This is a genomic window from Massilia sp. YIM B02443 (assembly GCF_030411955.1).
GTDB lineage: Bacteria > Pseudomonadota > Gammaproteobacteria > Burkholderiales > Burkholderiaceae_D > Telluria.
In genome coordinates this window covers 1-18,008 of the sequence record NZ_JASNRA010000023.1, presented here as the reverse complement: position 1 = coordinate 18,008, position 18,008 = coordinate 1, and the positions used below count along the sequence as shown (strand labels likewise).

The 18,008-nt window shown below is 65.7% G+C and carries 18 protein-coding genes; 9 read left to right on the top strand and 9 right to left on the bottom strand.

All coding sequences use genetic code 11. The features are described from left to right. Nucleotides 1-59 precede the first annotated feature (59 nt). Together QPK27_RS20045 and QPK27_RS20040 are read right to left on the bottom strand one after the other, a co-directional pair. Entirely contained in the window at nt 60-533 is a 474-nt protein-coding gene (locus QPK27_RS20045; protein WP_290419940.1) for a hypothetical protein, read from the bottom strand. Nucleotides 534-547: 14 nt separating this feature from the next. After that, nucleotides 548-1,069 (bottom strand): hypothetical protein, encoded by a 522-nt coding sequence (locus tag QPK27_RS20040; RefSeq protein WP_290419939.1) that lies wholly within the window; start codon nt 1,067-1,069, stop codon nt 548-550. A 343-nt stretch (nt 1,070-1,412) separates the two neighbouring features. Here QPK27_RS20040 and QPK27_RS20035 point away from each other — a divergent pair, with 343 nt between their 5' ends. Together QPK27_RS20035 and QPK27_RS20030 are read left to right on the top strand one after the other, a co-directional pair. Further along, entirely contained in the window at nt 1,413-2,498 is a 1,086-nt protein-coding gene (locus QPK27_RS20035) for a porin (protein WP_290419938.1), read from the top strand. A 68-nt stretch (nt 2,499-2,566) separates the two neighbouring features. Next, the gene (locus tag QPK27_RS20030) at nt 2,567-3,022 is read left to right on the top strand and encodes a PaaI family thioesterase (RefSeq protein WP_290419937.1); all 456 of its coding nucleotides are present in this window, start codon (nt 2,567-2,569) and stop codon (nt 3,020-3,022) included. 16 nt (nt 3,023-3,038) lie between these two features. Here QPK27_RS20030 and QPK27_RS20025 read toward each other — a convergent pair whose 3' ends face one another. The 7 genes from QPK27_RS20025 to QPK27_RS19995 all read right to left on the bottom strand — a co-directional run bounded on the left by QPK27_RS20025 (nt 3,039) and on the right by QPK27_RS19995 (nt 11,733). Continuing rightward, nucleotides 3,039-3,854, bottom strand: a complete 816-nt coding sequence (locus QPK27_RS20025; RefSeq protein WP_290419936.1) for an IclR family transcriptional regulator — start codon at nt 3,852-3,854, stop codon at nt 3,039-3,041. Nucleotides 3,855-3,949: 95 nt separating this feature from the next. Then, nucleotides 3,950-5,158: a CaiB/BaiF CoA-transferase family protein gene (locus tag QPK27_RS20020; RefSeq protein ID WP_290419935.1), complete on the bottom strand. Its 1,209-nt coding sequence runs from the start codon at nt 5,156-5,158 to the stop codon at nt 3,950-3,952. 44 nt (nt 5,159-5,202) lie between these two features. After that, nucleotides 5,203-6,021 carry an oxepin-CoA hydrolase, alternative type gene (locus QPK27_RS20015; RefSeq protein WP_290419934.1) on the bottom strand — a complete coding sequence of 273 codons (819 nt, stop codon included), beginning with the start codon at nt 6,019-6,021 and terminating at the stop codon, nt 5,203-5,205. Beyond that, nucleotides 6,018-7,169, bottom strand: coding sequence for an acyl-CoA dehydrogenase family protein (locus QPK27_RS20010; RefSeq protein ID WP_290419933.1), 1,152 nt, complete (start codon nt 7,167-7,169; stop codon nt 6,018-6,020). Before QPK27_RS20010 ends, QPK27_RS20015 begins: the two co-directional genes overlap by 4 nt. 10 nt (nt 7,170-7,179) lie before the next feature. Further along, nucleotides 7,180-8,388, bottom strand: coding sequence for an acyl-CoA dehydrogenase family protein (locus QPK27_RS20005; protein WP_290419932.1), 1,209 nt, complete (start codon nt 8,386-8,388; stop codon nt 7,180-7,182). Between the two features lie 9 nt (nt 8,389-8,397). Continuing rightward, complete coding sequence (locus QPK27_RS20000) at nt 8,398-9,585, bottom strand: acetyl-CoA C-acyltransferase (RefSeq protein ID WP_290419931.1); 1,188 nt, start codon at nt 9,583-9,585, stop codon at nt 8,398-8,400. A 36-nt stretch (nt 9,586-9,621) separates the two neighbouring features. Further along, nucleotides 9,622-11,733: a 3-hydroxyacyl-CoA dehydrogenase NAD-binding domain-containing protein gene (locus QPK27_RS19995; protein ID WP_290419930.1), complete on the bottom strand. Its 2,112-nt coding sequence runs from the start codon at nt 11,731-11,733 to the stop codon at nt 9,622-9,624. Nucleotides 11,734-12,048: 315 nt separating this feature from the next. Between QPK27_RS19995 and QPK27_RS19990 the strand changes: the two genes are divergently transcribed. The 7 genes from QPK27_RS19990 to QPK27_RS19960 all read left to right on the top strand — a co-directional run. Further along, nucleotides 12,049-12,936: an IclR family transcriptional regulator gene (locus tag QPK27_RS19990; protein ID WP_290419929.1), complete on the top strand. Its 888-nt coding sequence runs from the start codon at nt 12,049-12,051 to the stop codon at nt 12,934-12,936. Nucleotides 12,937-13,066: 130 nt separating this feature from the next. Further along, nucleotides 13,067-14,248 (top strand): ABC transporter substrate-binding protein, encoded by a 1,182-nt coding sequence (locus tag QPK27_RS19985; protein ID WP_290419928.1) that lies wholly within the window; start codon nt 13,067-13,069, stop codon nt 14,246-14,248. A 74-nt stretch (nt 14,249-14,322) separates the two neighbouring features. Further along, nucleotides 14,323-15,192, top strand: coding sequence for a branched-chain amino acid ABC transporter permease (locus QPK27_RS19980; protein ID WP_290419927.1), 870 nt, complete (start codon nt 14,323-14,325; stop codon nt 15,190-15,192). Then, complete coding sequence (locus QPK27_RS19975) at nt 15,189-16,142, top strand: branched-chain amino acid ABC transporter permease (protein ID WP_290419926.1); 954 nt, start codon at nt 15,189-15,191, stop codon at nt 16,140-16,142. The genes QPK27_RS19980 and QPK27_RS19975 overlap by 4 nt, the downstream gene beginning before the upstream one ends. Then, entirely contained in the window at nt 16,129-16,848 is a 720-nt protein-coding gene (locus tag QPK27_RS19970) for an ABC transporter ATP-binding protein (protein ID WP_290419925.1), read from the top strand. The genes QPK27_RS19975 and QPK27_RS19970 overlap by 14 nt, the downstream gene beginning before the upstream one ends. Beyond that, complete coding sequence (locus tag QPK27_RS19965; protein WP_290419924.1) at nt 16,841-17,542, top strand: ABC transporter ATP-binding protein; 702 nt, start codon at nt 16,841-16,843, stop codon at nt 17,540-17,542. The genes QPK27_RS19970 and QPK27_RS19965 overlap by 8 nt, the downstream gene beginning before the upstream one ends. Before the next feature lie 17 nt (nt 17,543-17,559). Further along, on the top strand, nt 17,560-18,008 hold a 449-nt coding region (locus QPK27_RS19960; RefSeq protein WP_290419923.1), incomplete at its 3' end, for an NAD(P)/FAD-dependent oxidoreductase.

Below are 18,008 nucleotides of genomic sequence, written 5' to 3'. Positions count from 1 at the left end.
AAAAAAAAAACGCGGCGCCGCATCTTCCGCGGCGGCGCCGCTTTTTTGTCTCCATCGCCTCAATCGCCGGCGCGCTGCGACAGGTCTTGCGGCGTGCAGACCAGCGCCGGGTTGTGCTCCAGATATGCCGCGCGCAGATCCGCGGCCTGCGCCTTCTCGGTGTCGTTCAACTCCTGGTAGCCGCGCCCGTACGGCCAGCCGTAACCCCAGCGATACGATGTCGGCAGATACGCGCTGCCGCCGGCGCGCACGCCTGCCAGCATCGTCGTCGCCAGCGCCGGGCTGAGTGCCCTGTCTTGCACGCAGCGCGCCAGTTCGCGGTCCGCCGCCAGCCGTTCGTCCGCCGTGCCGCCCTGCCAATAGGCCAGGTCGTGCGCCAGGCAGCAAGTGCACCAATCCGCCTTGCCGATGAGCGCCCGGTCCGGGAACATGCTGCAGCCGTCGGTCGTGAAAGCGTGCAGCGGGGCCGCCGTGCCGCAGCCTGCCATCATCGCCCCCACACACAGCGCCAGGGCCAGCGTGGCCGGGCGCAACCCTGCTCTTGCCGTCAACGCTGCGTCACCTCGAGCGGCGCAGCCGGCAAGGTGCAGCTCTGTGCGACCGCCATCCCTTTCAAAAAGGCGCGCCGCGCCGTCCCCGCCGCGATGCACGCAGTCACTTCGCGCGAATGGCGTTCGGCGCCACTCAGCTTGCGCACCCAGCCGCGGAACGGCACCAGGTCTTGCGCGGTGCGCTGCAGCGCGCCGACCGCGTGGTCCTGGGCGGCGGCCGACGCCTTCTGCATCAGCGAATCGCGTTTTTCGGACACCGGCGTATCGAGGTCGGGGCCCAGCGCCACGTCCAGCTCCTTGATTTCGAGACCGATGGCGACGCAATTCTGCTGCGCCGGAATCAGGTAAGGCTGCTGCTTGGCGCGCGCCAGTACGGCGGGGATGTCGGTCTTGGCGATGTTCAGGTCGGACAGCGGCGTGGTGGCGGCGGTGCCCATGCGCGAGGCGGTGTTCGAGGCGCAGGCGCCGAGCGTGCACGAGACGATGATGGCCAGGGAGATCGAACGATAGGTGGTCATGGTGTGCGGTCGAGAGAAGGTTTCCGTTATGCAACGGATGAACTCTACTGTGTGGCGGGTCACCTGTCTACCTGGGACTGTTGGTAGGTGCTTGCCAGTCCAACTGCGTCAAGTTCCGCGTTGCAGAACGGTTGGTTCGCCTTTCAAAACCGCATGTGCTCCTCCGGTCACAGATTTCGCCATTCTTCTTCTCATTATTGATGAGGGATGAATACTTGTTGACAGTGTCACTTGGGAAAAATACAGTTTCATTATAGAAGACTGAATTCCGCAAAGAGAAACAGCTTTTATGCAGCCGGCGCGCGACGACCGGGCATAACACATAAAATTGGAGACAGCACCAGTGAAGAAACACATCCTCGCAATGGCGGCGCTTTGCGCCTGCGTGTCGACCGCGTCGGCGCAATCGTCGGTGGTCCTGTACGGCATCATCGACGCCGGTCTCACCAGCCTGCATAACGACGGACCGGCGGGCCGCGTCACCAAGGTCGACACCGGCCAGATGCAGGTGTCGCGCTGGGGCTTGAGGGGCCAGGAAGACCTGGGCGGCGGCATGAAGGCGCGCTTCGGCCTGGAAGGCACGCTGCTCAACGATACCGGCGGCGCCGGCGTCGGCTTCGGCACGCCGACCAGCACCAGCCTGTTCGACCGCGAAGCGACGGTCGGCATCTCGGGCAAGTACGGCGCCATCGACGCCGGCCGCCAGAACATCGTCGGTATCATGTCGGTCGGCATGGCCGACCCGCTCGGCCTGGGCTTCGCGTCCAGCAGCCCCAACGTGCTGTTCTCGGCAATGAACAACGCCGCCGTCTACGGCCCGTACGGCGCCAACAACGGCGGCACCGCGCTGCGCCAGAATAACTCGATCAAGTACAGCTCTCCCGTCTTCAACGGCCTGAGTTTCGCGGTGATGCGCGCCTTCGGCGAGCAGGCGGGCGACCATCAGAAGAGTTCATACCAGGGCGGCGCGCTGCTGTACAACACCGGCAAATTCACCGCCGCCGGCGCCTATGCGCGCATGAAGAACGTCACCAATACCGACCTCCTGACCTCGCACGCCTACGGCATCAAGTATGCCTTCCCGGCCGTGACGCTCAAGTCGACCTATTCGATGAACGAATTGCGCAGCACCAGCCGCAAGATCGCGGTCCTTGGCGTCGGCGCCGACGTGCCGGTGGCGCAGCAGTTCCTGGTCACCGCGGCGTTCTACAATACCAAGCGCTCGGGCGACCTGGTGGACGACTCGCAGCAGTACATCCTGATCGGCCGCTACCTGATGAGCAAGCGCACCACCGGCTACGTCTCGATCGGCCGCGCCGTCACCGACGACGTGGTGCAGGCGGATCAGATCAACCTGGCCCAGAATTTCGTGGCGGTGGGCAGCGATTCGGCCACCCGCTTCACGATGGGCATCATGCACATGTTCTGACCTGTGGCGCACGGTCCGGGATTCCTGTTTCGGACCGTGCGCGATGGGGGGAACACCAGTTACCGATTATGACGACACACGACAACGCATCACCAATTCCTCCCGGCTTCGAGCGCCTCAAGCGCGGCGGGCCTTACATGGCCAACCTCGGCGATCTTTACTGCCGCCGCAACCAGGGCGAGATCGTGATCGCGATGCGCATCGACGAACGGCACACCAATATGCGCGGCATCGCGCACGGCGGCATGCTCTCCAGCCTGGCCGATTCGGCGCTGGGGCTGGGTTTGACGCTGCATTGCGAAGGACGGCACTCGTTCGTGACCGTCAACCTGAGCACGGATTTCGTCGACGCGGCGCGGCCCGGAGACTGGGTCGAAGCGCACGTCGACGTGCAGAAGCTGGGCGGACGGGTCGCGTTCGCCAACTGCTTCCTGCAGGTGGGCGAGCGCAGGATCCTGCGCGCCAGCGGGGTGTTTGCGGTGATGAATGCGCTCAGCGCGGATCAGCTGGCGAAGGGTTACTGAGCCGCCAGGCGGCCGATCAGGTCTCGAGCCGCCCCGCGATCTCGATCAGGCGCGGCCTGACTTCATCGAGCAGGAATTCCTTGGACACGCTCGACGACGGACCGCCGCAGTTGATCGACATGAGCTGGCTGCCGCCGATCGGCATGAAGCCCACCGCGATCCCGTTCACGTCTTTCTGCCAGTCGCCGAACGAGGTCGTGCAGCCATACTGCGCCTGGTCGCGCAGCCCCTTGTCCACGCCGGTGCGCATGGCCTCGAACGCGGTCTCATCCAGCTCCAGCGAGCGGCTCAGGATATCCTTGCGCTCCTGTTCCGACGCCCTGGCCAGGTAGGCGCGCCCGATGGCCGAAGTGGCGAGCGGCATGCGCGAGCCGACCTGCAGCGCCAGCGCCAGCGCGGCGCTGCTGCGGCAGACTTCCACATAGATCATCGACAGCCGGTCGCGCATCGCGATCGACACCGTGGTGCCCGAGAATTCGGCCAGGTCCTGCATCATCGGCCGCGCCAGCTGGCGGATGTCGAGGCGCGCCAGCATGGCGCTGCCCAGGCCCAGGGTCGCGGTGCCGAGCATGTAGCGGCCGCCGCTTTCCTGGGCCAGGTAGCCGAGCGTGGTGAGAGTGTAGGTGATGCGGGTGACGGTCGACTTGGGCAGGCCGCAGCGTTCGGCGATCTGCTGGTTGGTCAGGCCCTTGTCGGCCGAGCGGAAGCACGCCAGCACGTCGAGGCCGCGGGCCAGCGCCGTGATGTAATAGCGGTCTTCGGCGCCACGCGGCGCGTCGTCGGCCTCGCCCGGTGCGTCGAGATTGGTGCGGCTGGTGTCGCTGGCAGGCATGGCGTGAACGCAAAGTGAATGGATGCATTCCATTTTAATTCACTTTGTTTCACGCTGCAAAACAGATGAGCTGAGCGATTGCGGCCCTTCCCGCTTTACACCACGCCGCGTTCTTTCAGCCCAGCCAGTTTCTCTTTCGACAGTCCCAGAAGATCTTGCAGCACGTCCTCGGTACCCTCGCCCAGGCACGGCGGCGCGCTGCGCACCGGCAGCCGTTCGCCGTCGAAGCGGTACGGCGACGCCAGCACCGGCGTGCTGCCGACCACCGGATGGGGCATATCCTTGACCAGTCCACCGTCGACTGCGCGCTGCGACGTCAGCGCCTCGTGCAGGCCGGCCACTTCGCCGCACGGGATGCCGACCTTGCTCATGCGCTCGAGCAGGTCCTTGCGCTGGCGCCGCGCCAGCTCGCGCTTGATCTCGGGCATCAGCTCGTCGCGGTGCGCGGTGCGCGCCAGGTTGGTCTTGAAGCGTTCGTCCGCCGCGATGTCGGGCCGGTCGATCACGTCGGTGCAGAAGCGGATGAACTGGCCGTTGTTGCCGACCGCAACCACCAGCGGACCGTCCGCCGCCTCGTACACGCCGTACGGCATGATCGACGGATGTGCATTGCCGAAGCGCGGCGGATCGTTCCCGCGCAGCAGCGCTTCCAGGCCGTAGTAGGCGGTGATCATCAGGCCGCAGTCGAACAGCGCCATGCCGATGTGGCGGCCCTTGCCGCTCTTTTCGCGTTCGTACAGCGCGGCCAGCACGCCCTGCGCCGCGTACATCCCGGTCATCATGTCGACCGCCGCCACGCCGAATTTCAGCGGCGGCTGGGTCGGTTCGCCATTGAGCGCCATCAGGCCCGATTCGCCCTGGATCACCAGGTCGTAGCCGGGCCGCGCCGCTTCCGGACCGGTGCGGTCGTAGCCGGTGATCGAGCAGAAGATCAGCTTGGGCTGCTCTTCCTTGAGGTCGTCGTAGCCCAGGCCCAGGCGCTCGATGTCGCCGAACTTGAAGTTCTGGATCACGACGTCGCTCTTGCGGATCAGTTCGCGCGCGATCTCCTTGCCTTCCGGGGTCTTCAGGTCGAGGCACACCGACCGCTTGTTGCGGTTGACGCTGTTGAAATAGGCGGTCTCGGTGGACCCGACGCGCATGCCCCAGTCGCGCGTGTCGTCGCCCCGCTCGGGGTGCTCCACCTTGATCACTTCGGCGCCCAGGTCGCCCAGCACCATCGCGCACCATGGGCCGGCCAGCACGCGCGACAGGTCCAGGACCCGCACGCCGCTCAGGGGCAGAGCAGATTTGTCAGTCAACATAACACTCCAGATACCCGGCGTCTCCAAAGGGAACCGGAAAAACTTTATTCTTGTCGTTGCGCGGCAGCCGCGTGACGCAGCGCCGTGAAATCGGGCGCGCGCTTGTCGAAGAAGGCCTTGATGCCTTCCTGCGCCTCGTCGTCGCCCTGCGATTGCACCATCAGTTCCGCTTCCAGGTCGAGCTGCTGTTCCAGGCTGGCGGCGCCGGCATTCTCGCACAGACGCTTGATGCGGGCGTTGGCGTTGGCGGGACCGTCGGCCACGCGCGTGGCCAAGGCCAGCGCTTCCGTCAATGCTTGCCCGGGTTCGGCCAACCGGTTGACCGCGCCCAGCGCATGCAGCCGCTCGGCCGGCAGCCGTTCTCCCAGCAGGCACAGTTCAGTCAACAGTTGGCGGGACAGGAAGCGCGACAGAAACGCGGTGGCGCCGCCGTCCGGGCTCAGGCCTACCTTCACATACGCCATCGCGAAGAAGGCGCCGCGCGCCGCCACCAGCATGTCGCAGGCCAGCGCCAGCGACATGCCGGCGCCGGCCGCCCCGCCCTCCACCGCCGCAATGATCGGCTTGGGACAGGCGCGGATCGCGCGCACCAGGTCGTGCAGGCGCTCGATCTTGTCGCGCCGCCCTTCCGGCGGCAGTTCGCGCCGCGTCACCAGCTGGCGCAGGTCGCCGCCGGCGCAGAAGAAATCGCCGTCGCCGGTGAGGACGATGGCGCCGATTGCCGGGTCCCGCGCCGCATCGCGCAGCGCGGCCGGCAGCGCGTCGTACAGCGCCGGCGTGATGGCATTCCTCGCCGCCGGATTGCTGTTGACGAGGACGCGGACCGCGCCTTCGGTGCGGACCAGGAGCCCGGCGCCGCTCATGCCGCCTGCGCTTCCAGTTCTCGGCCGAGCGCGATGTAGCGCTCCAGGTGGTGGTCCTCGTCGCCCAGCTGGTGGTCGATCATCACCAGCCGCTTGGCGAAGTGCGCCATCGGCAGTTCCCAGGTCATGCCGATGCCGCCGTGCAGCTGGATGCATTCTTCCGCCACCAGCGTGCCGATCCGGCCGATGCTGAACTTGGCGCTCGACAGCGCGCGCTCGCGGGTGATGCGGTCGGCATCCAGGGCGGAGGCGGCGTTGATCACCGCCGAACGGGCCTGCTCGATCTCGAGCAGCAGGTCGGCCATGCGGTGCTGCAGCGCCTGGAAGCTGCCGATCGGCACGCCGAACTGCTTGCGGGTGCGCAGGTAGTCCAGGGTCGCTTCCTTGGCCGCTTCCATCGCGCCCAGCGCTTCGGCGCACAGGGCCAGGATGCCGCGGCCGACGGCGCGTTCCAGGGTCGGATAGCCCTGTCCTTCGGCGCCCAGCAGCGCATCGGCGCCGACGCGCACGCCGCTGAAGGTGACTTCGGCCACGCGGCCGCCGTCCATGGTCGGGGTGCCGACCATGGTCAAACCGGCAGCATCGGCCCGCACCAGGAACAGCGAGATGCCTTGTTGGTCGTCGATCGCGCCGGCGGTACGGGCCGAGACCACGATCAGCTGCGCCTGTTCGGCATTGGCCACCACGGCCTTGGCGCCGTCGAGCACCCAGCCGTCGCCGTCGCGGCGCGCGGTCAAGCCGACGCGCGACAGTTCATAGTGGCTGCCCGGTTCGTCGTGCGCGAAGGCGGCGATGGTCGACGCTTCCGCGATGCCAGCCAGCACCGCTTTCTGCTCGTCGTTGCCGGCGTGCGAGATCGCTTCCGCCGCCAGCACCGCGCTGCCCAGCAGCGGCTCGATCACCAGGCCCCGGCCCAGCGCCTCGAAGACCACGGCGATGTCGAAACCGCCGCCGCCGAAGCCGCCGTCTTCCTCGCGCAGCAGCGCGCCGATCACGCCCAGTTCCGCAAACTGCTGCCAGATTTCAGTCGAGAAGCCCTGAGTGGATGCGGCAGTCTTGTTGCGCGCCTCGATGTGGTACTGTTCGGCGATGAAGCGGTTCAGGCTATCGGCCAGCATGCGCCGTTCTTCGGTATGTTCGAAGTTCATGTCCTTGTCCTTACAGTCCGAGGATCATCTTGGAGATGATGTTCTTCTGGATTTCGTTCGAGCCGCCGAAGATCGACAGCTTGCGGTTGTTGAAGTACTGCGCCGAGGCGGCCGCCGCGAATTCGTGGCCGAAGGCCGGGCCTTCGTGCGCCGCGTCGAGCATGTCCTGGCTGAACGGACGCGCATACACGCCCATCGCACGGCGCGTGAGCGCATTGATCTCCTGGCGGATCTCGGTGCCGCGGATCTTGAGCATCGAGCTCTCCGCGCCCGGCACGCCGCCGCCGGCCACCGCCGCGATCACGCGCAGGTTGGTGGTCTTCATGTTCTCGAGGTCGATCTCGACGCGCGCCAGGCGGCTTGCGAACGCCGGGTCTTCCAGCAGCGGCTTGCCGTTGCGGGTCTGTTCCGCCGCGATGCGCTTCAGGCGCGCCAGCGCGGCCACCGAGAAGCCGACGCCGGCGATGTTGGTGCGCTCATACGTCAGCAGATACTTGGCGCAGGTCCAGCCGCGGTTTTCCTGGCCCACCAGGTTCTCGCTCGGGACCCGCACGTCGGTGAAGAACACCTCGTTGACTTCATGTTCGCCATCGAGCAGGATGATCGGCCGCACCTCGACGCCCGGCGAATTCATGTCCACCAGCAGGAAGCTGATGCCTTCCTGCTTCTTGGCGTCACGGTCGGTGCGGACCAGGCAGAAGATCATGTTGGCGTGCTGGCCGAGCGTGGTCCAGGTCTTCTGGCCGTTGACGATGTAGTGCTCGCCGTCGGCATCGACGCCCTTCACGGCGCTGCACTTGACGGCCGCCAGGTCGGAACCGGCGCCCGGTTCCGAATAGCCCTGGCACCACCAGTCCGAGCCATCCAGGATGCGCGGCAGCCAGTACTGTTTCTGGGCCTCGTTGCCGTACTTGATCAGCACCGGTCCGAGCATGTTGACGCCGAACGGCACGATGCGCGGCGCATTCGCCAGCGCGCATTCGTTCTCGAAGATGAATTTTTCGATCGCGGTCCAGCCCGGGCCGCCGTATTCTTCCGGCCAGTGATTCGCCAGCCAGCCGCGCTCATTGAGGATCGCGTGCCAGCGCTGCATATCGTCTTTCGACAGGTGCTTGCCGTTGGCGACCTTGTCCGACAGTTCGCGTGGCAGCTTCTCTGCCAGGAAAGCACGCACCTCGTCGCGGAAGCGTTCTTCTTCAGGGGTGAAATTCAGGTCCATGACTATCCTTTAGAAAATCTCGAACAGGCCCGCAGCGCCCATGCCGCCGGCGACGCACATCGTGACCACGGCATACTTCGCCTTGCGGCGGCGGCCTTCCAGCAGGATGTGGCCGGCCAGGCGCGCGCCGGTCATGCCGAACGGATGGCCGATCGAGATCGCGCCGCCGTTCACGTTCAGGCGTTCGTCCGGGATGCCCAGGCGCTGCTGGCAGTAGATCGACTGCGAAGCGAAGGCTTCGTTCAGCTCCCACAGGTCGATGTCGTTTACCGTCAAGCCGAAGCGCTTGAGCAGCTTCGGCACCGCGAACACGGGGCCGATGCCCATCTCGTCCGGCTCGCAGCCGGCCACCGCCAGTCCGCGGAAGGCGCCCAGGGGATTCAGGCCGAGACGCTCGGCCTCTGTCGCGTCCATCATCACGCAGGCCGAGGCGCCGTCCGACAGCTGCGAGGCATTACCGGCGGTGACGAACTTGCCTTCGCCCATCACCGGCTGCAGCTTGGCCAGGCCTTCGTAGGTGGTGCCGCGGCGGTTGCAGTTATCCTCCGAGACGGTCACTTCGCGTTGCGTGACCTCCTTGGTTTCCTTGTCGGTGACCGCCATGACCGTGGTGCAGGCCACGATTTCGTCCCGGTAGCGGCCGGCCAGCTGCGCTTCTTCGGTCTTGCGCTGCGACTCGGCCGAGAAACGGTCCTGCGCTTCGCGGCTGATGCCGTAGCGCGTGGCGACGATGTCGGCGGTGTCGATCATCGGCAGGTACAGTTCCGGCTTGTTCTGCAGGATCCATGGGTTCAGGCTCGGGTCGTTCTCGCCTTTGTCGCGACCGCGGATCTGCGAAATGCTCTCGACGCCGCCGGCGACGATCGCCGGCGCGCCGCCCAGCACGATCTGGCCGGCGCCCATCGCAATCGCCTGCAGGCCGGAACCGCAGAAGCGGTTGACGGTGGTGCCGGCGATGGTGATCGGCAGGCCGGCGCGGATCACGGTCTGGCGCGCGACGTTGCGGCCGGTGGTGCCTTCCGGGTAGCCGCAGCCGAGGATGGCGTCCTCGATCAGGTCCGGGTCGACGCCCGAACGCTCGACCGCGGCGCGCACGGCGTAGGCGGCCAGATCGGCGCCCGGGGTGATGTTGAATTCGCCGCGGTGCGCCTTGGTCACGGGCGTGCGTGCGGTTGAAACGATGACTGCTTCGCGCATGGCGAGTCTCCAGTTCTGCTTATAGTGAATGCTGCTTTATTTGTTCAGGCTGGCGAAGTCGGCGCCCTGCTCGACCAGCTCGACCAGCAACGGCGACGGCTGCCAGAAGATCGGATCTTCATTGGCGAATTCGCGGATGTCGGCCAGGATCTTCGGCAAGCCGACCGTGTCGGCATACTTCATCGGGCCGCCGCGATAGCGCGGGAAGCCGTAGCCGTGGACAAACGTCACGTCGACGTCGAGCGGGCGCAGCGCGATCTTCTGGTGCACCACATTGGCGCCTTCGTTGATCATCGCGGCCAGGTAGCGGCGCACGATCTCGTCGTCGCTGAAGCTGCGCGGCGTCACGCCGGCGCGCGCCCGTTCGGCGTCGATGATCGCTTCCACTTCCGGATCCGGCGTGCCGACGCGGGCGCCATCCGGATACAGGTAGTAGCCGCGCCCGGTCTTCTGGCCGAACCAGCCGCGTTCGCACAGGCGGTCGGCGATCTGCACGTAGCGCGCGCGCGGATCGCGCGTGGCCGCGCGGCGCTTGCGGGTGGCCCAGCCGATGTCGCCGCCGGCCAGGTCCGAGACCTGGAACGGTCCCATCGGATAGCCGAAGTCGCGCAGCGCCTTGTCGATCTGGTACGGCGAGGCGCCATCTTCCATCATCGCGTGCGCGGCCTGGCCGTACACCGCCAGGATCCGGTTGCCGATGAAGCCGTCGCACACGCCGGCGCGCACCGGCACCTTGCGCAGCTTCTTGGCGAGTTCGAAGGCGGTGGCGACGACGTCGCTCGATACATTGGCCGGCACCACGATCTCGAGCAGCTTCATGATGTTTGCCGGCGAGAAGAAGTGCAGGCCGACCACGTCCTGTGGACGCGAGATGGCGGCGGCGATCTGGTCGATGTCCAGATAGGAGGTGTTTGTTGCCAGCACGGCGCCCGGCTTGCACACCCGGTCGAGCTCCGCGAACACGGCGTGTTTCACGCCCATGTCCTCGAACACGGCCTCGATCACCAGGTCGACCTGCGCCAGCGCGTCGTACGAGGTGCTGCCGGACCAGCGCGCCATCACGGCCTCTTTCGCTTCCGGCTTGATACGGCCCTTGGCCACCAGCCCGTCGTACACCTTCTCGACGTTCTTGCGGCCGCGCGCCAGCGCTTCGTCGTCGCGTTCGATCATCGTCACCGGCAGCCCGGCGTCCAGCACCGCCACCGCGATGCCGGCGCCCATGGTGCCGCCGCCGACGATGCCGACGCTGTTAATGGGACGCGGCTTGGCAGCGCGGGTCTCCGGCGCCTTGGCCGTTTCGCGCTCGGCGAAGAAGGCGTGCACCAGGCCGGCGCGCTGCGGGCTGTCCAGGCATTCCATGAACAGCTTGCGCTCGAGCGCCAGGCCGTCGTCGAACGGCAGCTCGACGGCGGCCTGCACTGCGTCCACGATTTTCAATGGCGAGAACAGGCCGCGCGCCTTTTTCGCGGTCTCGGCGCGGGCGGCGTCGATCGCTGTCTTCTGCGCGTCGGCGTCAGCCAGCGCGGTCGCGTCGCGGGTGCGGCGCACCCTGGCGCCCATCTGCAGCAGCTCGCGGGTATACGCCAGGCCGGCGACGACCGGGTCGTCGCCCTCGACCAGGCGGTCGACCAGGCCCAGTTTCGCGGCTTCGGCGGCGCCGGCGTGGCGGCCGCTGAGCATCAGGTCGAGCGCGGCGGCGGCGCCGATCAGGCGCGGGGTGCGCTGGGTGCCGCCGGCGCCCGGCAGCAGGCCAAGCTGCACTTCCGGCAGGCCGAGCCTGGCCGCCGGCAGCGCCAGGCGGTAGTGGGCCGACAGCGCGATTTCCAGCCCGCCGCCAAGCGCGGCGCCGTGGATCGCGGCCACCACCGGCTTGGTGCAGGCTTCGATCCGGTTGCAGACGTCGGGCAGGAACGGCGTCATCGGCGGCTTGCCGAATTCGCGGATGTCGGCGCCGCCGATGAAGGTCTTGCCGCTGCCGACCAGCAGCACGGCCGCGACGGCCGCATCGCCGTCGGCGGCGTCGATCGCTTCCACCAGGGCGCGGCGCACGTCCACGCCGAGGGCGTTGACCGGAGGGTTGTCGATGGTGACCACGAGGATGTCGCCGTGCATGCTGCGGGCGACCGGGGCGGTTGCGCCGGTTTCCATGAAGCTGTCTCCTTTTGTTTTATGATATCAATTCAGCGGTGGTTCGCTGTGCGGAATTGCGTTTTGCATTTCGTTGTGAAGTCAACGATAACCCATTTTTGCCGAGAATGTAAACGCCCTGGCACGACCGAATTTGCACGGAAAATCGAAAAATCCGGCTGTCCGCATAGCGAAACAGAGCGTTTTCATGGCATTGTAAATATCACTCGTTTCGCTGTGCGAACGATCATTTCACAAAAACAGTTGACACCTGAGTTTTCGATATGTGAATATCCACTCAGACCCAGCCAAAGATGCTGAGCATTGGAGACAAGAATGGACCCGATCCAGTCACTCGAACACCCCCTGCCGCATGCACCCGAGGTGCAGGTGGCGCCGCCGCCCCCGGCCGCCCATGGCGCCGGGCTCGCGTTGGATGATGACGATGCCGGCGGCAAGGACCGCCAGTTCGTCACCGCCCTGGCGCGCGGCCTCGAAATCCTGCGCTGCTTCCGTCCGGGCGAGGCGTATCTCACGAACAGCGAGATGGCCAAGCGCACCGGCATGCCGAAGCCCACGATTTCGCGCCTGACCTATACGCTGACCAAGCTCGGTTATCTCACCTTTTCGCCCGACCAGGGGCGCTACCAGCTCGGCGCCCCGGTGCTGGCGCTCGGCTACACCCTGCTCGCCAACCTCGACGTGCGCAAGCTTGCGCGTCCGGCGATGCAGGAACTGGCCGAATACGCCCAGTGCAGCGTGGCGATCGGCATCCGCGACCGCCTGCACATGGTGTACGTCGAAGCCTGCCGCGGCAGCGCGGCGGTGACGTTGCGGCGCGACGCCGGTTCGCGCATCCCCCTGGCCACCACGGCGATGGGCAAGGCCTACCTGTGCGGCCTGCCACAGACCGACCGCGATTTCTTGATGGACCACATCCGCCTGACCGCGGACAGCCACTGGCCGAAGATCAAGGCCGACATCGAACAAGGATTCAAGGATTACCAGGACCGCGGCTTCGTGCTGTCGTCGGGCCTGTGGGACGCCAACATCAGCGCGGTCGGCGTGCCGTTGATCGACCCCGACATCGCCAAGACGATGGCGTTCAACTGTGGCGGCCCGGCCTTTTTGCTGCCGCAGGAAAAGCTGGTCGAGGACCTCGGTCCGCGGCTGGTGCAACTGGTGCGCAACGTGGAAATGAGCATGGGCCGCCATATCGGCTAGCGAACGCTGGCAGCCCCGTAGTACCCGGTGATTCGAACGCGACGCCGCGCGCCCCTGGTGCGCTGCGATGCCCTCGGCTTGCCGTCGTTTTTCAACCAACCCCGAGACTTTCGAGAACAAGGTGGAGACAATGAACAAGGCAAAAATCAACGCGAAAAGCGTCGCCCTCGCCCTGCTGGCCTTTGGCGCAGCCGGCAGCATCAACCTGGCCAGCGCCGAAGAATTGCTGGTCGGCGTGCAGATTCCCCTGACCGGACCGCTGGCGCGGGTCGGCATGGGCACCCAGGAAGGCATCCGCGTGGCGGCCGAGGTGTTCAACAAGACCAACGGCAAGCACACCATCAAGCTGATCACCGTCGACGATGAATCGGCCCCGGCCAAGGCGGTGGCGGCGGTCGAAAAACTCGCCAGCCAGAACGTGGTCGCGATCACCGGCGGCTACGCCTCCAACAACATCTCGCCGGCCTCGGACGCGGCGGGCAAACTGGGCCTGGCCTACGTGACCTCGGGCGGCGTCGACGACGGCCTGGTCAAGGCCGGCCGCAAGAACTTCTTCCGCATTAATAATACCCAGGGCTACCAGAAAGCCCTGGTCGGCCTGCTGTCGGACCTGAACGTCAAGTCGATCTCGATCATCTATTCGACCAAGGACGCCACCCACGGCCTGGCCGCCGATGTCGAGAAGACCCTGAAGGCCAAGGGCGTGAAGGTGGCGATGCACGCCTTCGATCCGCTCATCACGGACTTCAAGCCGATCCTGAACAAGGTCAAGCTGCGCGACAAATCCGAATTCATCGCCATGGTCGGCTACGAGAACGAATACGTCGGCATCCTGCGCGCCGCGCGCGTGCTCAAACCCAACGTGAAAGGTATCGCCGGCGTGTGGTCGCTGGCCACGCCGAAGATGCAGGCCGACTTCCCGGACCTGATGCCGAACGTGTACGGCACCGCCGTGCTGCCGTTCCCGGTGCAGTTCTCGACCCCGGAAGGCAAGACCTTTGCCGAGGGCTACAAGAAGCTCTTGAACAAGGATCCCGACTACCTGGGCCAGTTCGGCTACGTGCAGTCGATGCTGCTGTTCGAAGCGATCGCGCGCGCCGCCGACAACGGCACCCTGAAAAAAGGCGGCGTGATCGAAGAGATGCGCAAGACCGACCGCCAGACCCTGATCGGGCGCGTGCAGTTCGACGCCAACGGCGACAACAAGAACTTCACCCAGCGCATGGGACAGCACCAGGGCAAGAAGGTCGAACTGGTGTGGCCGAAGGAAGCGGCGACCGCCAAGCCGGTGTATCCGGGCGTGCCCTGGTAAGCATGCGTCAATAAAAGCAGGCCACGCGGGCAGGATTTCCCTGCCCGCCAGAATTCGATGGGATAGCAAAGACTATGGACTTGATCTTACAAGCCGTCTATTCCGGGTTGTTGCAGGGCGGCTCCTACGCCCTGATCGCTTTGGGACTGGCGCTGGTGTTCGGCGCCATGAAAGTGATCAACCTGGCGCACGGCGAACTGGTGTTGCTGGCGGCGTACATCGCCTACACCGTGGAATCGAAACTTGGCTGGAATCCGCTGATGGCGATTCCGGCGGCAGTGATCATCGTGACGATCACCTCGGCGCTGCTGTATTTCCTGGTCGGCCAGGTCAAGACGCACCGCGAAATCAACTCGCTCACGCTCACCTTCGGCGTCGGCGTCATCCTCACCAACCTGGTCCTGATGATCTGGAGCGCCGACGTGCGCACCACCAGCTCGCCATGGATGCAGGAAGCGTTCGTGCTGGGCGAGCTGTATAGCATGCGCAGCGAGGTGCTGTTCTTCATCGTCAGCATCGTGCTGATCGTGGCCCTGTGGTGGTGGCTGTCGCGCAGCTGGTATGGCCGCGCGGTGCGCGCCGTCTCCAGCAACCGCGACGCGGCCAAGCTGATGGGTATTAACCCGGGGCGCACCGAGCTGGTGTCGTTCATCGTGGCCGGCCTGCTGGCGGCGTTCGCCGGCGTGGCCCTGTTCAGCTACGGCGTGATCACCCCGGCCTACGGCAGCGTGCTGACCGTGAAGGCCTTCATCATCACCGTGCTGGCCGGCCTGGGCTCGATCCCCGGTGTCCTGATCGGCGCGGTCCTGCTGGGCATCGCGGAATCGCTGACCATCACCCTGTTCAGCTCCGCGCTGCAGGAACTGGCGGGCATGGGCCTGTTCCTGCTGGTGCTGTTCGTGATGCCAAATGGCCTGTTCGGTGCTGCACGGAGGCGCGGATGAAATTCAATCTTCCTTTGCTGGCCACGCTGGTGGCGGCCTACATCCTGGTCCCGCTGCTGCTGGGCGGCGACAGCTACGTGATGAGCCTGATCATCGCGTCCCTGATCATCGGCGGCATCGCCCTCTCGTGGGCGCTGCTCGGCAACCTGGGCGGCATGGTCAGCTTCGGCCACGCGGCCTTCTTCGGCGTCGGCGCCTATACCTCGGCGGTGATGACGATGCAGTACGACGTGCCGGTGTTTGTCGGCCTGGTGCTGGGCGGCGTCGGCGCCGTGGTATCAAGCGTGCTGATGCTGCCGGTGCTGCGCCTGCGCGGCCCCTACTTCGCGCTGGCGATCCTGGCCTATGCGCACATCTTCCGCATCGTCGCCACCGAATGGACGTCGGTCACCAACGGCGCGGGCGGCATCGCCAGCATTCCGTCGCTGCCGACCGTGTTCGGGTACGCCTTCTCCAGCCGCACCGGCAACTACCTGGTGATCCTGACCATGGTGCTGCTGTTTGCCTGGATCTACGACATCATCCGCCGCAGCCCGCATGGCCTGGCGCTGCGCGCGATGCACGACAGCGAGGATGCGACGCGCGTGGTGGGCGTCAACAATACGCTGCTCAAAGGCTTGATGCTGATCGTCTCGGCCTTCATGTGCGGCGCGGTGGGCGCCTTCAACGCCCACTACATCAACTTCCTCGAGCCGGACTACGCCTTCAGCGCGCTGTGGGTGACGATTCCGATCGTGGCGGCGATCTTCGGCGGCTACCGCACCATTACCGGCCCGCTGATCGGCGCCGTGGTGGTGTACCTGGTCGACCAGCTGTTCATCAAGAACATCATGCCGACCGGGCACCAGATGATTCTCGGCGTGGTGCTGGTCGTGATGATCATCGCCAGCCCGGACGGCCTGCTGGGCCTGATCCGGAAATTCATGAGGAAAAAAGATGCTGCAGCTTGAAAACGTCACCGTCCGCTTCGGCGGCCTCACGGCGGTCAACGACGTCACGCTGGCCGTCGGCACGGGCGACCTGGTCGGCCTGGTCGGCGCCAACGGCGCCGGCAAGACCACGCTGTTCAACGCGATCTCGGGCCTGGTGCGTCCGACCGCGGGGCGCATCGTGTTCAACGGCGCCGATGTATTGAAGGCGCCGATGTACCAGCGCGCCCGCATGGGCATCGGCCGCACTTTCCAGATCCCGCAGCCGATGCACGAACTGACGGTGCGCCAGAATCTGGAAGTGGCGCAGCGTTTCGGCACCGGTTCGACCGACAAGCGCCGCATCGACGAGATCCTGGAATTCACCAATCTCGCCGTCAAGGCCGGACGCGATGCGTCGACCGGCCTGGCGCTGACCGAACTGAAGGCGCTGGAAGTGGCCAAGGCACTGTCGACCAACCCCAAGCTGCTGCTGCTGGACGAAGTGCTGGCCGGCCTGGAAACCAACGGCAAGCGCAACTTCATGAACATGCTGAAGGACCTGCATGCCAAGTTCGCGGTCGGGATCCTGATCATCGAACACGATATCGAGACCATCAGCAACCTGTGCCAGCGGGTGGCGGTGCTGAACTTCGGACAGAAGATCGCCGAGGGCACGCCGAGCGAGGTATTCAACAACCCGGACGTCATCAAGAGCTATACCGGAGGCGAGGTCGATCATGCTTGAAATCCAAAACCTCCGCGCGGGTTACGGCGCCATCAACGTGCTGTGGGACTTGTCGCTCAGCGTCCAGACGGGCAAGCTGACCACCATCATCGGCCAGAACGGCGCCGGCAAGACCACCCTGCTGCGCGCCATGATGGGGCTGATCCCGGTATCGCAAGGCGCGATCACGCTGGACGGCAAGCCGCTGAACGGCACGCCGACCTGGGACATGAACAAGGTGTCGATGGCGATGATTCCCGAAGGCCGCATGGTGTTTCGCGACATGACAGTCGAAGAGAACCTGATGATGGGCGCGTTCGCGCCGCAGCACCGCGCCGGCGCCGCGCGCAACCTGGAAAAATCGTACGAGATGTTCCCGCGCCTGCGCGAACGGAGGAAGCAATTGGCCGGCTCGCTGTCGGGGGGCGAGGCGCAGATGCTGGCGATGGCGCGCGGCTTGATGAGCGACCCGAAGGTGCTGATCATCGACGAACCGTCGCTGGGCCTGGCGCCGGTGATGGTCAATGAACTGTTCTCGATCCTGGCGCGCCTCAAGGAAGACGGCCGCACCATGATCCTGGTCGAGCAAAACACGCACCGCGCGGTGGGCGTGGCCGACCACGTGTACCTGATGCAGAGCGGTAAAGTGGTGCTGTCGCAGGCCGCCAATGAGGTCAGCCTCGACCACCTGCATAAACTGTACTTTGCGCGTTGAACCCGGAGCTTGCATAAATGAGTTTGATTGAAGAATACGGTCCGCGCGAGTCGATGGAATATGACGTCGTCATCGTCGGCGGCGGCCCTGCCGGCCTGTCTGCGGCGATTCGCCTCAAGCAGCTGGCGCTTCAACAGAACCGCGAAGTCTCGGTCTGCGTGCTGGAAAAAGGCGGCGAGCTGGGTGCGCACATCCTGTCGGGCGCGGTGATGGACCCACGCGCGATCACCGAACTGTTCCCGGACTGGAAAGAGAAAGGCGCGCCGCTGAATACCCCGGTGACGGAAGACCGCGTGCTGTTCCTGACCGAGACCAAATCGTACGCCACGCCGAATTTCGCGGTGCCGAAGGCGCTCACCAACCACGGCAACTACATCGTCTCGCTGGCGAACGTGGTGCGCTGGCTCGGCCAGCAGGCGGAGGCACTGGGCGTGGAAATCTTCCCCGGCTTCCCGGCGGCCGAAGT

Excerpts from the sequence above, each read along its gene's own strand:
- QPK27_RS20030 (WP_290419937.1), top strand. The coding sequence starts at position 2,567 with ATGACGACACACGACAACGCATCACCAATTCCTCCCGGCTTCGAGCGC.
- QPK27_RS20010 (WP_290419933.1), bottom strand. The coding sequence starts at position 7,169 with ATGAACTTCGAACATACCGAAGAACGGCGCATGCTGGCCGATAGCCTG.
- QPK27_RS20015 (WP_290419934.1), bottom strand. The coding sequence starts at position 6,021 with ATGAGCGGCGCCGGGCTCCTGGTCCGCACCGAAGGCGCGGTCCGCGTC.
- QPK27_RS19970 (WP_290419925.1), top strand. The coding sequence starts at position 16,129 with ATGCTGCAGCTTGAAAACGTCACCGTCCGCTTCGGCGGCCTCACGGCG.
- QPK27_RS19990 (WP_290419929.1), top strand. The coding sequence starts at position 12,049 with ATGGACCCGATCCAGTCACTCGAACACCCCCTGCCGCATGCACCCGAG.
- QPK27_RS19965 (WP_290419924.1), top strand. The coding sequence starts at position 16,841 with ATGCTTGAAATCCAAAACCTCCGCGCGGGTTACGGCGCCATCAACGTG.
- QPK27_RS19995 (WP_290419930.1), bottom strand. The coding sequence starts at position 11,733 with ATGGAAACCGGCGCAACCGCCCCGGTCGCCCGCAGCATGCACGGCGAC.
- QPK27_RS20000 (WP_290419931.1), bottom strand. The coding sequence starts at position 9,585 with ATGCGCGAAGCAGTCATCGTTTCAACCGCACGCACGCCCGTGACCAAG.
- QPK27_RS19980 (WP_290419927.1), top strand. The coding sequence starts at position 14,323 with ATGGACTTGATCTTACAAGCCGTCTATTCCGGGTTGTTGCAGGGCGGC.
- QPK27_RS20005 (WP_290419932.1), bottom strand. The coding sequence starts at position 8,388 with ATGGACCTGAATTTCACCCCTGAAGAAGAACGCTTCCGCGACGAGGTG.
- QPK27_RS19975 (WP_290419926.1), top strand. The coding sequence starts at position 15,189 with ATGAAATTCAATCTTCCTTTGCTGGCCACGCTGGTGGCGGCCTACATC.
- QPK27_RS19985 (WP_290419928.1), top strand. The coding sequence starts at position 13,067 with ATGAACAAGGCAAAAATCAACGCGAAAAGCGTCGCCCTCGCCCTGCTG.
- QPK27_RS20025 (WP_290419936.1), bottom strand. The coding sequence starts at position 3,854 with ATGCCTGCCAGCGACACCAGCCGCACCAATCTCGACGCACCGGGCGAG.
- QPK27_RS20040 (WP_290419939.1), bottom strand. The coding sequence starts at position 1,069 with ATGACCACCTATCGTTCGATCTCCCTGGCCATCATCGTCTCGTGCACG.
- QPK27_RS20020 (WP_290419935.1), bottom strand. The coding sequence starts at position 5,158 with ATGTTGACTGACAAATCTGCTCTGCCCCTGAGCGGCGTGCGGGTCCTG.